This window comes from Natronomonas gomsonensis (assembly GCF_013391635.1).
GTDB classification, from domain to species: Archaea; Halobacteriota; Halobacteria; order Halobacteriales; family Haloarculaceae; genus Natronomonas; species Natronomonas gomsonensis_A.
Map to the genome: position 1 here is coordinate 312,695 of NZ_JACAWU010000001.1, position 12,490 is coordinate 325,184.

The following is a 12,490-nucleotide window of genomic DNA, read 5'->3' on the forward strand; positions in this document are numbered from 1 at the left end:
GAGGGTATGCACTTCGAAGACCTTCCGACCACGCCCCGGTCGGAGGAGTTGGTCGACAAGGCGTTCTCGCGGGCGGCACGCGCGGGGCGAGCGAAATCCGGGTTCGAGGCCCAAGAGTCGATGCTTCAGACTGCCTCGAACATCCTCTCGGACAACCTCGGAAACGTCGTCACATCGTGGCCCGACTTCGAGACGGTCGACCCCTTCTACTACGAACTCGCCGACGCGACGCTGGCGGACACCGACGTCGAGGGAATCGACGAACTCCGCCAGCGGCTCTCGGAGGTCATGTGGGCCAGCCGGCAGTGTGACAAAATTCGCGAGGAGTACCACAGTCGCATCCGTAACTCCGACCTCGAGACCGCACGAAAGCTCCGCAAGCAGGCGTTCGCCCGACTCGCCGACGTGACCGAACAGGTCGAAGACGACCTGTTGGCCATCAGCGAAGCACGGGACGCGCTGAAAATCCTCCCCGACATCCGGGCCGACGAACCGGCCATCGTCGTCGCTGGTTACCCCAACGTCGGCAAGTCCTCCTTCGTCAACAGCGTGACCAACGCGCGCAACGAGACGGCGACGTACCCCTACACGACGACGGGCATCAACGTCGGCCACCTCGAACGCGACCGAATCCGATATCAGTTGGTCGATACGCCGGGACTGCTCGACAGGCCCGCCGAGGAGCGCAACGCCATCGAGGCCCAGGCGGTTTCGGCGCTGACGCATCTCGCCGACGCGGTGTTGGTGATGGTCGACGCCAGCGGTGCCTGTGGCTACCCGCTCGAGGACCAACTGGAGTTGCTCGCCGACATCGAATCGCAGTTCGACGCGCCAGTGGTGGTCGTCTGCAACAAGGCCGACCGCTCGACGGACGTCGAGGCCGACCACTACATGAGCGTCGAGACGGGCGAGGGCGTCGAGGAAGTCGTCGACGCGATGATCGATGCGGTCGGGTACGAAGCCGAGTTGCCCTTCGAGGGGTAGAGCGGGACCGAAGGTTCCGCTGACGAACGGGGAGCGAAGCGACCCGTGAGCGACTGTAGGGAGTGAGAACCACGAAGACGAACGGGGAAGAGCGGAGCGACGACCCGTGAGTAGCGAGGTCGCCGCAGGCGACCTCGTACCGGAACCGAATTTGCCTAACTGAACAGCAACTTCCGGCCGAATCGCGGAAGCATCCCGATGGTCGACGTCGAGAAGGCGACCGCGGCAGTGGGAGAGGGGAGTCGGTCGCCGAACACCCAGCGGTAGCCGCGAACGGGGGTCAGCGCACCGAGGGCGAGAATCATGTGAACCGGAATGTCGACGGTGGCGTGTTCGACCGGGCGGAAGTGGGGGTTGTAGTGGTCCATGGAGACGACCCAGAACGTCGGGTACTCGCGTATCTGGAGGTGGTCACCGCGTTCGCGTTCCCGATAGACGGCAAGGGCGCCCTTGTGGACCGACCACGGGAAGTTCGAGGAGACCACGTCGAGGTCGGCCGGGAGCGTGGGTTCGTCGACCTTCGAGACCCGAACCGAACCGTCGTAGCCGAGGGCTCGCGCCAACGGAATCGCCTCACCCCAACGGTCGACGGTCGTCTCGTCCATACCTTCAGTACGGTCGGAGCGGATATAAAAAGCGGGCTGTCGAGGGACAGCAGGTGACGCGGGTAGCCGCGTGGGTCGTCAGTTCGTCGTCGCGTTGTAGGTCACGCGGACGTTGTACGAGACTGTGACGTCGCCGGGTGACACCGAGGTGCCGTCGGCGGCCGCGTCCGCGGCGGCGGCCTCGAAACGGACGGGAGAGTAGTTCCGCTCGGAGGCGTCGACTCGGGCGACACTGGTGACACTGAGGTCGCCGTTGTTCGCGATGGTGTCGGCCTGCAGTCGCGCATCGGTCATCGCGTCGGCGATAGCGTCCTCGCGGAGTTCGTCACGACGCTCATCGGAGAGCGTAAAGGAGACGTGGTTGACCTCGGCGCCGGCGTCCGCGGTGGCGTCGATGACCGCACCGACGCGCTCGGGGTCATCGAGCGTCACCTCGAACTGGTGGGCGCCACGGTACTCGGGGGCGTCGCTGGACTGTTCCTCACGCGGCGGCCGGCGGTCCTGTCGGATGCGGTACTCGCTGGTCTCGTATTGCTCCTCGGAGACGTTCGCCTCGGCGAGGTTCTCACGGAGGTCCGCGGCGCCGGCCGAGAGGTCGTCGCGAACCGTCTGGGGGTCGTCACCCTCTGCGGTCACGGCGATTCGGAGGACGGCCTGGTTCGGGGCGGCGTCGGCCTCGCCCGTCGCGTCGACGGTAATCGTTCGATCCGCGGTTTCGTCGGCGTTCTGTGCACCGGTCGGCATCATCATCGCGGCGCCGACCAGCCCCGCTGCGAGGAGGGCCGTCGCCACGACGAGCGCCGAGAGTTTATTCGGGGACATACACGAGGGTAGTCGGCGGGAGACAGCGTATAAACGGCGGTAGCTCAAAGAGGCCTTTGAGCCATCAGCTCTCCTCGATTTCGAGGTACCGGACCTGAACGTCCACGTCGAGCCCGTACTCGGCGGCCAGTCGCTGGTCGATAGCGGCCGCAAGCCCCGGCCGCGGCGCGTCGGGCGGGACGCCGACGGTCACGACGACCTCCGAGGGGCGCTGGAAGAGGACGTACTCGCTGGCCGTCCCCACCTCGAGTTCGACGAGTTCGTAGCCGTCGTAGGCCGGGTCTTCGAGTTCGGTGTCGACGCCGGCACGGATGTCCTGTTCGGTGGTTGCGGTCTGATAGGAGTCGAAGGTGACGCCGCCGAGGAACAGCGAGAGGACGGCGATAGCGCCGACCAGAAAGACGACGCGCTTGAGCGTCGCCACGCGGGCCTGGTCGCGCTGGAAGAACCGCTGGGGGCGGTAGCCGGAGTACCACAGCACGACGAGCGCCGCGAGGTTGATAGAGAGGACGTTGACGGCGACGAGGACGGCCGAGCCGAGTGCCAGCGACGGTTCGCCGTAGGCGATACCGATGCCGACCGTCGCCGCCGGCGGGATGAGCGCGACGGCAATCATGACCCCGACCAGCGCCGCCGAGATGCCGGTCATCAGACTCACCGCGCCGGCGACGCCGGCGCCGATGGCGACCGCAAGCGACAGGAAGTTCGGCGAGAGTCGCTCTTCGACCTCAGAGAGCGCAAGCGGGTCCAACCCCGGCGGAACGAGGTTCGTCGTCTGGACGAAGATGGCAAACGCCGTCGCCGCGACGATCGAGAGGACGACGCCGAGCAACTGCAGCACTGCGCCGCGTCTGAACAGGTCGGTATCGTCGATGACGCTGCCGACCGCCGCAGCCATCGCGGGCCCGATGAGCGGGGCGATAACCATCGACCCCACGACGGTCGCCGGGGAGTCGAGCAGCAGTCCCGCAGTGGCGATAATCGCCGAGACGACTGTCATCACCACGTAGGTCGGCAGCGACGACGCCAGTTCCTCCGCGCGCGCTTCGAGTTCCTGTCTGGCGATGCGCTCTTCGCTCTCCTCCTTCTCGGCGTAGCTCTCCTTCAGTTGTTCGAACCGTTCGGAGACGACCGTTTCGGCGCTCAACACAACCGTGTACGCCTCGCGGTCGAGACCGACCTCTCGGAGTTCTTCGAGGATGGGCTCGACCGCGTTCGTTGGGAGCGGGAAGTACGCGACTGCGGTGTACTCGCGGCCGCTCGTCTCCTCGGTGACGACGTAGTCGATACCCTCATCGTCAAGGACTCGGAGGACGGCCTGTCGTTTCCCGGCGGGGATGGTCACCTGAACGAGTCGCACAGGCGGCCGTCGAAGCGAGGGGCGTTAACGCTACCGAACAAGCGGGCCGAACACGAACGGGACGAGGTTTATCCGCCATCCAACCGTACAACAGCTATGGTATCGACAGGCGATTCCGCACCGGCGTTCACCGCGACACTCGGAACCAGCGACCACGAATCGTTCGATTTGGCCGACCACATCGGCGAGGGCCCCGTCGTGTTGGCGTTCTTCCCGGGGGCGTTCACTCCGCCGTGTACCAACGAGATGGTGGCGTTCCAGGAACGACTCGAACACTTCGAGGACGCCGGTGCGACGGTGTACGGCGTCAGCGCCGACTCGCCGTTCTCACAGGGCGCGTTCCGCGAGGAACACGGCATCGAGTTCGACCTCATCAGCGACATGGCCGGCGACGCCATCGGCGCCTACGGCCTCGAAATCGACATCCCCGACCTCGGACTGTTCGACATCGCCAACCGCGCCGTCTTCGTCCTCAACGGTGACGGAACGGTCGTCTACGAGTGGGTCGCCGAGGACCCCACGAACGAACCGGACTACAGGGAAGTCCTCGACGCCGTCGAGTCGGCCTGAACCCAGGACCGCGCTCCTTATCCGGTCGAACCGTCAATCGTCGGTATGTTCGATACACGCCCGAGCCGCGAGTCCGAGGTCGTCCTCGTCGGGCGCTCCAACGTCGGGAAGTCGACGTTGATGCGGGAACTCACCGGCCACTCGAAGTTCGCCACCGGCGGCAGCCCCGGCGTCACCAAGAAGCCCAACCACTACGACTGGGCCGCCGAGGACTTCGTCATCACCGACCTGCCCGGCTTCGGCTTCATGTCCGGCGTCCCCGAGGAAGTCCGCGAGGACATCAAACGCGACGTGGTCCAGTACGTCGAAGAGTACGCCGACAACATTCTCGTCGCCGTGTTGGTCGTCGACGGAAAAGCCGTCGTCGACATCATCGACCGCCACTCCGGCCCCGACGAGATTCCCCACGACGTCGAGATGTTCGGCTTCCTGCAGGAACTCGGCATCCCGACGGTCGTCGCCGTCAACAAGATGGACAAAGTCGACGACCGAGACCAGCGACTCGACGACCTCGCCGAACGCCTCGGCCTCTACACCCCCTGGCAGCAGTTCGACGACATCCTCGCGCCCATCTCCGCGAAGCGCGGCAACATCGAAGCGCTCAAAGACGCCGTTCGCCACCATCTCCACGAACAGCAGCGGGACGATTTGTTCAAGTTTTTCTAATCCACTTTTTGCACGAGAACGCGGGTAGCGCCCGCTACGGGGCGCGACACCGGTTGCGTTTCGGCTTCGCCGCCACGACCATGCGGTTGCGGGCTCCGCCCGCAACCCGCTCCCTCCAGCCGCGGCGCTCCCTACGGTCGCGCCGCGTTAGTCGGTCGGCGCTACCGGACGCTCACTCCGTTCGCGTCCGGCGAACCGCCTCGGAGGCGTTCTCCGAACGCCCCGCTCGTCGGATGCTAACAGTTCGTAGACTGGCGAAGTACCCACCCAGAACTGGAACGGTGGCTCAGAGAAAGTCCCTCATCACAAGGGGCTCAGAGGGGGTAACTTTCGTCACCGCCACCGGGTCGTGTTTTCGGGCCCGAGCGGTTTGAATACCCGGGGTTTGCGCTCCAGTGGCTGGCTCCCGAGCTTACCTTCGAAACCCACGGTTCACCGCCATTCGTCCATTTCTGACTTCGAGTTTTGATTGCGACGGTACCGATTCCACGCCAACAGCGCAAGCAGGAGTGCCGGAGCAATCCCTAAAATCCCGAGCACTGCTGATTCAGCGCCTCTCCGGAGTTGTCTACCGATTCCGCTGCCTCCATCCGCAATACTTCTCGCATGAAGTGTTGTCGGCTCCCATCTCCCTGTTAGGAGATACACCCGTTCTGTGCCGATAACTGGCAGTGCCCTAGTGCGAAACTCCGGATGAAAGACCCAGCGCTCTCGGCGACGGGTCGGATTGACCGCATACAATTTCTCTCCGGCGACAAACAGGCTATCAGACCCCGCAGCCACGTACAAATTGCTCCCATCTTGCGGTGTGTACCGCCACACCTCCTCACCCGTCTTCGCATCGACACCGTACACGAAGTTATCGACGACCTCTGCCGTCCCGATATAAGCCACTCCTCCCAGTATCGCTGGGGCGTCAGTACTCAATTGCTCAGGTGGGGCGAACTGCCACTGCTCGTCACCCGAGTCATCGAGCGCGGTGATAGACTCGTCATCCTGTTGTACGTAAATCCAGTTCTCGTGGACTGTTAGCGGGACTTCCGTGCCGACATCGCCGTTGTGCCACCGCTGGTCACCGGTTTCGGCATCAAGCGAGTACACGTTGTTCTTCCCTGCGACATAGAGTCGTCCGTTCGAGACGACCTGCGTATAGACGTCACTACCGACCTCAAAGTTCCACTGCTCGTCACCACTTTCGGCATCAAGTGCGTACAGTTTGCCATCATCGGTTCCCGCATAGACCATGCCATTGGCGACTGTTGGAATCGAGCGAATCCGTTCAATTTCGAAGTGCCACTGCTCTTCGCCGCTCTCACTATCAACTGCGTATAGGCCACTCATCCCGCCGACATAAACGAACTCTGACGCTTCGGTCGCTGGTGACGTAATGAACTCCTCTGGGGTGAAACGCCAGCGTTCGCTACCGGTGTCAACATCGAGCGCATAGAGCTCGCTAGCGGAGTCTGCCCCCTGCCTGCTTGCACCGTACACCAACTCACTGCCTACACTGGGCACGGTTGTGAACTCGATATCGTCCTCAAAGCTCCACGAGTTGGTGGTGTCGCCGTCCGACGAGAGACCGAGCGAGTGCTGCTGTCCCACTGTGGAGCCAACTGTCGCCCCAAGGACGAACTGTCGGCGAGTGACCGACGGCATGAACGTTCAGAGTCTTGTCACCTAATTTAATGTTTGGGTCTTCGCTGTTCTACCTATTGATAGTCGCTGATATATGCCCGAATAGCACCCAATACTGCACTTTCAGGCGTAGAGACGTTCGATTTCGTCAGAGGTCGTCGCGGGGGTGGTATTCTGAGTTATTTGAACCAGCCCCCGTCCTATTTACTTAGGATTCATCGGCGGCAAGGGTTGGAATCCGCTCCTCGAACAGCCTCTCGAGTGCCGTCCAGAGGATTTCAGTCGGCACCATCTTGCTGAATCGCGCCCGTTCGTAGCCGTCTTCACCACGCTCTGGAATCTCGTATTGGAAATGGAGCGGGCCGAGTTCGGGGTGGTCGTCGTCTCGGTGCCACCCACAATTGAACCCCGTATTCGGGTCGGCGTAGTGAATCCGATAGAACGACTCATCATCACGGAATCGCCATTCGACATCCAGCGTCGGTGTCTCAGGCCCGGTTGGCGGAACGACACGGTCGGGGTCGATTTCGGCCTGCAAGTACCGTTTGACGATACTATCCGGTTGGTAGACGACGTTCGTGGTGACCGGATGTCGTTTCAGCACATCTCGAAGCCCTTCGTAGACCGAACTGTCGGTCGTTCCTGAAAGGCCCATTTACGTTAGGCGAGGAGGCTATCGCGTTCGTCGACCCAGTCGTATTCGTTGAGGGCCGCCTGCACGACGGGAATGCGGTCGGCGAGATGTTCCCACTCGCTGGCTATCTCCCGCCGTTCTGCAATCTCGTCGGCATCTTCGAGGTCGGCGATACTGCCGCGAAGTTCTCCCGGTGTCTCGACGCCGTAAGTGGCCTTCCGTTCCGTGATTTTGCCGCGCATCGATTCGAGTGCATCGGTGAGTGATTCGCGGTCGTGTTCCCGCTGGAGGGTCGCTATCTCCCGGTAGGTTGCCATCAACTGGTCGACGCAGTAGAGGGTTTGTCCACCCTGCTCGATGCGTCGGAGGACGTTGTCTTCGACGAGCTGGTCGAGGTACTTCTGGGCGGTTTTTACCGACACCTCGGTTTCATCGGCGACCCAGGAAGCAGTTCGCGGACTCCGAAGCGTTCGGGCCGCGGCCCGAATCCGTTCGCCACGGGTCATCGACCCGCGAGCATTGTCAGTTGCGTCAGTGGTCATACTCACGAATACACGCTGCTGGAACATATATCCAAGGTACTAAAATATATTTACAGCCCGAGTATCACTCCACGAGCTGAATCGTGTTGCCGTTGGCGGTCGGGTGGAGGTCACGACCGATTTTGTAGCCCTCGCTACTCGCTAGCTCGACGTATCCGGAGAGGCCCTTCAGGTTCTGGTGGGCGGGGATGAGGTGCTCCGGCTGGAGGGCGTCCAGCATCTGGTAGTGGCCTTCCTGAGAGAGGTGCCCGGAGACGTGGATATCATCGTAGATACGAGCACCTTGCATCTTCAACAGCGTTTCAGCCTGGTATCGCTGGCCCTCGTTCGTGGGTTCGGGGATAACCCGAGCCGAGAAGAGAACCTTGTCGCCCTCGTCGAGTTCGTACGACGTTTCGCCGCGCCCCATGCGGGTGAGCATCGCCCGGGGTTCACCTTGATGGCCGGTGACGACGGGAAGGTAGTTCTCCTTGCCCTCGTTCATGATACGCTTGAACGCATTGTCAATCCCGTTACGGCGGCCGTACATCTCCAAGTCGTCCGGGTAGTCGGTGATACCCAGTCGGTCGGCGGTGCCGCTGTACTGCTCCATCGAGCGGCCCAGCAGAATCGGCTGTCGACCGATGTCCTCGGCGAACTCGACGAGCGAACTCACGCGGGCGATGTGGCTGGAGAACGTCGTTGCGACGATTCCACCGTCGTAGTCCTCCAGGGAGTGCATCACGTCTTTCAGTTGGGCTCGAGCCACGGATTCGGAGGGCGTTTTGCCCTTCTTGTTCGCGTTGGTACAATCCTCGATGTAGCAGAGGACGCCCTCGCGACCGATTTCCCGGAACCGCTTCATGTCGATGGGGTCACCGATGACCGGCGTGTGGTCGATTCGCTTGTCGAGGCCGTAAACGACGGCGCCCTCCGGCGTGTGGAGGACGGGGTTGATGGCGTCGATAATCGAGTGCGTGACGTTGACGAACTCCAACTCACAGTCGTCACCGATAGACATCGTGCCGCCGGGGTCCATCTTCACGAGTTCGTTCTGAACGTCGAACTTGTCGTCATCGCGGATTTCCTCTCGGACCAGTTCAATCGTGAACGGCGTGGCGACGATGGGTGCGTCGTAGCGGTGGGCGAGCTTCGAGATGGCGCCGATGTGGTCGAGGTGGCCGTGCGTCGGGACGATGGCCTGTACGTCTCCATCGAGGTCGCTCATCACGCGGTCGTCGGGAATCGCCCCCATATCGATGAGGTCGAGGCTGTGCATCTTCTCGGTTCGAACGTTGTCGTGGATGAGCACCTTCGACAGGTTCAGTCCCATATCGAAGATGACGATGTCCTCGCCCGCCCGAACCGCAGTCATCTGTCGTCCGACTTCCTCGTAGCCGCCGATAGTAGCAATTTCAATTTCCATTATTCGATCCGATCATAGCAGCCCGAATCCCGAGAGAACCGAGAAATCAGGAGAGAGGTACCGCATCGCGTCGTCTCGACAAATCCAGATCGACGACTCCCCTAAATGGACAGCGCGTATTTCGGTTAGTAGGTACTTTCGGCCCGAGCGGTAAATACCCGCTGATGACGCTGAATCTCTATCCGAGCACGTAACAGAGCCGAAACGGAGACACCGGACACCCGATTCGTCTCTGTCCACGCCGAGTTGCTCTAGCGATTCGTTTGTCGAAGCATCGGAGGCGAACGCCGTACAACGAACGAGCTGAGAGTTCTCCGCTACAGAATAGCCACTGACCCCTTCGACAATTTATCAGAATTCTTTTATCAGTTGAGTACAAAAGGTAGCGTAACTGGGCTTCGCCCCGTCCATTCTCACTTCGAGCCGTTCGCCGGATTGTTTGTTGGTGGGTGAAGAGAACTCCTCTCGCCTCCCGGCAGTCGGTGGATAGCACCGATGAGAGCCGTGCGCGCCCGTTTACTGACTATGACACACGACACTGACCTCCCCTCGACGATTCCCACGACTACCAGTCGCCACACACAGCAGCGAAATGCGCGGACAACGCCGAAGACGACCCTCCAGCCGAGTAACGACGATGCCTGAATTGAAACCCCGCGGCGCTATCGAATCGCTTCCCGAAACCCGCCCCCAAAACGGTGTGACCCTCATCGCTGGAACCGATAGGACCGCACTGGACCGAGTTGGTCTGCAACTCCTCGTTCGATACGGTGCCGTTGGTGATGGTGCCGTCGTGGTGACGACCAGACCAGACGCAAAAACGACGATCGAGGACTACGCAGCGGTCGATGGTTCGCAAAAACCCGATATTGCGATCATCGATACGACCTCGACGGAACAGAATCTCCCCGCCACCTATGGCGCGGTTCCGACGGCGTTCACGCCGGCACCAACTGATTTGGAGCGAACTGGGATGGCGCTCGTGGAGCTAAGCGATCAGCTATCCGAGGGCCATCGTCCCGTTCACCTGCTCGTCCACTCCGTGTCGGATATCCTGGACGACACGAACCTCGAACGCGTTCTCAAACTTTTCGGTCAGACGGCAAAGCGAGAAGGCAGCATCTCCGGGCAAGTCTTTCTGAGCATAGACTACGCCGACCACGATGGAGAGACGTTAGACAGATTGAACGCAGTTGCAGATGGTGTCGTGTGGGTCGAACAGGATGAAGATGGAGTTCGATTTACGTACGAAGGGACGAACCAAACGGACCCAATCGGGTGTTAGACGAACGAGCCGAGAGCGAGTTTGGTATGAATGAGGGTGTCGGTTCCCGGACCGTGATACTCGACTCGAGATTATATGCGAATCGGGAACAAACCGATAGCTGATGCCAGAAGAAGTACTATTCAAAACCGAGCAGCAGCATACGCGGTCGGAAATCGCCGAGGCGCTCGTTTCAGCGGCCGAACAAATCGAATCCGGGACCGTCCAGTTAGAGAGTGACACGGAAACACAGGACGTTGCCGTCCCCGAGACGCCTCGACTCGAAGTCGAACTCGAGCGACTCACCGATTCGGAGACCGGAGAGGAACGGTACGAACTCGAATACGAGATTCGGTGGACGAAGTAGGCTGTACTCTACTAATCGAACCCCATTTTCAGAGGTTTCGATGGTTGGGCTTGAAGGACTGGTCGAACTCCGTAGGGAGTCAAGCCAGCGGCCTGCTCGTGTCGCTATTCGCGTGGCTGCTCCCCCTCGGCGTCGCGCTGCTGGTGGCGAGTCTCGTCTACCTCGGTGGGAAAATCGATACCACCGATGTGTCTCCGGTGTAGAGGTGTCTCTACCGGCCACGAACAACGAGTCGAAGAACGGCGCGGTCGGTGTTGGCGTCGGAGACCACTCTCCGAGCGCCGTCAGTCGTCCGAGGGAGTCACACTCGACGCCCCACCACCCGCGAAGTCACCGGGCTGTGTGACGGATTTGTAAAGCATGATGAGCATCGAGACGATGAGCGCACCGCCCCAGATGAACCCCGTCGGCATGAGGAACGTGAGTCCGAAGCCCTCACCCAGCCAGACGATGCCGGGGATACCCCACTGTCCTGCGATGAACAGTCCAGTTACGGCCGTCCGGAGGTTTCCAGTAACCCCGAGTGCAGGGACGGCGAACCCCATCACGATCGCCAGAATGGAGAGCACACCGAGGTGTGCGTGGCCGCCAATCATCCACCCCGGGACGGCGTCCCCACCTGACAGAATTACGAACTGATGCAACCCCACCGCCATCATCACTGCGAGCCCCAGAAACCCGGAGCCATTGAGTGCGCGCGTCATGCGTACACTGTGCATCCTTCCACGCATCATTCATAAAATTTGTCAATGGGATTGTGCGATCGAAACCGAATCCGCGCCACTGGTCCACACCCCACCAGACCGGGGATACCCTGCCGTCGCCTCCAGTACCGACCGGACGATGGCGTCGTCGAGAAGGCCCGACCGAAGAGTACAGCAGTCGATGTTCAGAATCGGGCAGTTTTCCGGGCGATAATCGTAGGGTTTTGAACCTCGGCGACGGACGGCGAGGTATGAGACGCCGAGTCGGGACGAGCCTCTACGCCGGACTGCTGTTTACGGTGTTGGGTGCCGTCGCGTGGGCGAGCGGCCAGCCGTTCGTCTTCCCGAGTCTCGGCCCCTCGGCGTACATTCTCGCCTTCGACCGTCGCGGCGAGCGGACCCACGCCTATCGCGTCGTCGGGAGCCACGTCATCGGTGCCGTCGCGGGGTTGGGCGCGTACTGGCTCGTCGCGCCGGGCGTCACGCTGACGGCGCTGCCGCCCGCGCTGTCGGCCGACGGCTTGCGACTGGCGGCAAGCGGCGTCGTCTCCATCGTCGCGACCAGTTGGGCGATGATAGCGACAGACACCAATCACGCGCCGGCGTGTGCGACGACGCTCATCGTCTCGCTCGGACTACTGTCGACGCCGTTGCAGGCGACCATCATCGTCGCGAGCGTCGTCGGGTTGGTTGCCGTCCACCTGTCGGTACTGTGGCTCTTCGAGCGCGTCGTCGGCGAGAGCCACCCCACCTACCGCTAACCGTCCAGCGGTTCGCCACACTCCGGACACTCCTCGTCGAGGTCCGTCGCCGGCGCGTCACAGGCGGGACAGAATCGGCGCTTGCAGGCTCTATCGCCCATGTCCCGATGTAGAACGGACGCGGAATAAGCCCTCGGGGCGGCGTCGGTTGTTCCGAACATGTTCGGGACC

General features: G+C 61.7%; 15 protein-coding genes. 6 read left to right on the plus strand and 9 right to left on the minus strand.

Translation table 11 applies throughout. From position 1 onward, the window contains the following. Positions 1–6: 6 nt before the first annotated feature. A complete protein-coding gene (locus HWX69_RS01850; RefSeq protein ID WP_178915365.1) occupies positions 7–984 on the plus strand; it encodes an NOG1 family protein in 978 nt (325 codons plus the stop codon). Between the two features lie 155 nt (positions 985–1,139). Here HWX69_RS01850 and HWX69_RS01855 read toward each other — a convergent pair whose 3' ends face one another. The 3 genes from HWX69_RS01855 to HWX69_RS01865 form a co-directional block, all read right to left on the minus strand. Beyond that, a complete protein-coding gene (locus HWX69_RS01855) occupies positions 1,140–1,589 on the minus strand; it encodes a hypothetical protein (protein ID WP_178915366.1) in 450 nt (149 codons plus the stop codon). Between the two features lie 78 nt (positions 1,590–1,667). Then, entirely contained in the window at positions 1,668–2,411 is a 744-nt protein-coding gene (locus HWX69_RS01860) for an SIMPL domain-containing protein (protein ID WP_178915367.1), read from the minus strand. A 64-nt stretch (positions 2,412–2,475) separates the two neighbouring features. Beyond that, entirely contained in the window at positions 2,476–3,771 is a 1,296-nt protein-coding gene (locus HWX69_RS01865; RefSeq protein WP_178915368.1) for a TIGR00341 family protein, read from the minus strand. Between the two features lie 96 nt (positions 3,772–3,867). Here HWX69_RS01865 and HWX69_RS01870 point away from each other — a divergent pair, with 96 nt between their 5' ends. Continuing rightward, positions 3,868–4,341 carry a redoxin domain-containing protein gene (locus tag HWX69_RS01870; RefSeq protein WP_178915369.1) on the plus strand — a complete coding sequence of 158 codons (474 nt, stop codon included), beginning with the start codon at positions 3,868–3,870 and terminating at the stop codon, positions 4,339–4,341. Between the two features lie 45 nt (positions 4,342–4,386). Beyond that, positions 4,387–5,007, plus strand: a complete 621-nt coding sequence (gene engB / locus HWX69_RS01875) for a GTP-binding protein EngB (RefSeq protein ID WP_178915370.1) — start codon at positions 4,387–4,389, stop codon at positions 5,005–5,007. 432 nt (positions 5,008–5,439) lie between these two features. Here engB and HWX69_RS01880 read toward each other — a convergent pair whose 3' ends face one another. From HWX69_RS01880 to HWX69_RS01895, 4 genes are all read right to left on the minus strand, one after another. Further along, positions 5,440–6,663, minus strand: a complete 1,224-nt coding sequence (locus HWX69_RS01880) for an outer membrane protein assembly factor BamB family protein (protein ID WP_178915371.1) — start codon at positions 6,661–6,663, stop codon at positions 5,440–5,442. A 187-nt stretch (positions 6,664–6,850) separates the two neighbouring features. Further along, positions 6,851–7,297, minus strand: coding sequence for a hypothetical protein (locus HWX69_RS01885; protein ID WP_178915372.1), 447 nt, complete (start codon positions 7,295–7,297; stop codon positions 6,851–6,853). Positions 7,298–7,302: 5 nt separating this feature from the next. Continuing rightward, positions 7,303–7,818, minus strand: coding sequence for a DUF7342 family protein (locus tag HWX69_RS01890; RefSeq protein WP_218644652.1), 516 nt, complete (start codon positions 7,816–7,818; stop codon positions 7,303–7,305). Positions 7,819–7,882: 64 nt separating this feature from the next. Further along, on the minus strand, positions 7,883–9,223 hold the full coding sequence (locus HWX69_RS01895; RefSeq protein ID WP_178915373.1) for a ribonuclease J: 1,341 nt from the start codon (positions 9,221–9,223) through the stop codon (positions 7,883–7,885). Positions 9,224–9,923: 700 nt separating this feature from the next. On the opposite strand from HWX69_RS01895, the gene HWX69_RS01900 reads away from it, so the two are divergent. Both HWX69_RS01900 and HWX69_RS01905 read left to right on the plus strand, forming a co-directional pair. Beyond that, the gene (locus HWX69_RS01900) at positions 9,924–10,508 is read left to right on the plus strand and encodes a DUF7504 family protein (protein WP_178915374.1); all 585 of its coding nucleotides are present in this window, start codon (positions 9,924–9,926) and stop codon (positions 10,506–10,508) included. Positions 10,509–10,611: 103 nt separating this feature from the next. Next, positions 10,612–10,854: an amphi-Trp domain-containing protein gene (locus HWX69_RS01905; protein WP_178915375.1), complete on the plus strand. Its 243-nt coding sequence runs from the start codon at positions 10,612–10,614 to the stop codon at positions 10,852–10,854. 284 nt (positions 10,855–11,138) lie between these two features. Here HWX69_RS01905 and HWX69_RS01910 read toward each other — a convergent pair whose 3' ends face one another. Then, positions 11,139–11,558, minus strand: coding sequence for a hypothetical protein (locus tag HWX69_RS01910; RefSeq protein ID WP_178915376.1), 420 nt, complete (start codon positions 11,556–11,558; stop codon positions 11,139–11,141). 251 nt (positions 11,559–11,809) lie between these two features. Here HWX69_RS01910 and HWX69_RS01915 point away from each other — a divergent pair, with 251 nt between their 5' ends. After that, positions 11,810–12,319: an HPP family protein gene (locus tag HWX69_RS01915; RefSeq protein WP_178915377.1), complete on the plus strand. Its 510-nt coding sequence runs from the start codon at positions 11,810–11,812 to the stop codon at positions 12,317–12,319. On the opposite strand, the gene HWX69_RS18245 is transcribed toward HWX69_RS01915, so the two are convergent. Next, positions 12,316–12,420 carry a zinc ribbon domain-containing protein gene (locus HWX69_RS18245; protein WP_281361533.1) on the minus strand — a complete coding sequence of 35 codons (105 nt, stop codon included), beginning with the start codon at positions 12,418–12,420 and terminating at the stop codon, positions 12,316–12,318. The genes HWX69_RS01915 and HWX69_RS18245 overlap by 4 nt on opposite strands. Between the last annotated feature and the right edge of the window lie 70 nt (positions 12,421–12,490).

Bases quoted from the DNA above. Each gene is read 5' to 3' on its own strand.
- HWX69_RS01850 (WP_178915365.1), top strand. From the start codon at position 7: ATGCACTTCGAAGACCTTCCGACCACGCCCCGGTCGGAGGAGTTGGTC.
- HWX69_RS01855 (WP_178915366.1), bottom strand. From the start codon at position 1,589: ATGGACGAGACGACCGTCGACCGTTGGGGTGAGGCGATTCCGTTGGCG.
- HWX69_RS01860 (WP_178915367.1), bottom strand. From the start codon at position 2,411: ATGTCCCCGAATAAACTCTCGGCGCTCGTCGTGGCGACGGCCCTCCTC.
- HWX69_RS01870 (WP_178915369.1), top strand. From the start codon at position 3,868: ATGGTATCGACAGGCGATTCCGCACCGGCGTTCACCGCGACACTCGGA.
- engB (WP_178915370.1), top strand. From the start codon at position 4,387: ATGTTCGATACACGCCCGAGCCGCGAGTCCGAGGTCGTCCTCGTCGGG.
- HWX69_RS01880 (WP_178915371.1), bottom strand. From the start codon at position 6,663: ATGCCGTCGGTCACTCGCCGACAGTTCGTCCTTGGGGCGACAGTTGGC.
- HWX69_RS01885 (WP_178915372.1), bottom strand. From the start codon at position 7,297: ATGGGCCTTTCAGGAACGACCGACAGTTCGGTCTACGAAGGGCTTCGA.
- HWX69_RS01890 (WP_218644652.1), bottom strand. From the start codon at position 7,818: ATGACCACTGACGCAACTGACAATGCTCGCGGGTCGATGACCCGTGGC.
- HWX69_RS01895 (WP_178915373.1), bottom strand. From the start codon at position 9,223: ATGGAAATTGAAATTGCTACTATCGGCGGCTACGAGGAAGTCGGACGA.
- HWX69_RS01905 (WP_178915375.1), top strand. From the start codon at position 10,612: ATGCCAGAAGAAGTACTATTCAAAACCGAGCAGCAGCATACGCGGTCG.
- HWX69_RS01910 (WP_178915376.1), bottom strand. From the start codon at position 11,558: ATGACGCGCGCACTCAATGGCTCCGGGTTTCTGGGGCTCGCAGTGATG.
- HWX69_RS01915 (WP_178915377.1), top strand. From the start codon at position 11,810: ATGAGACGCCGAGTCGGGACGAGCCTCTACGCCGGACTGCTGTTTACG.
- HWX69_RS18245 (WP_281361533.1), bottom strand. From the start codon at position 12,420: ATGGGCGATAGAGCCTGCAAGCGCCGATTCTGTCCCGCCTGTGACGCG.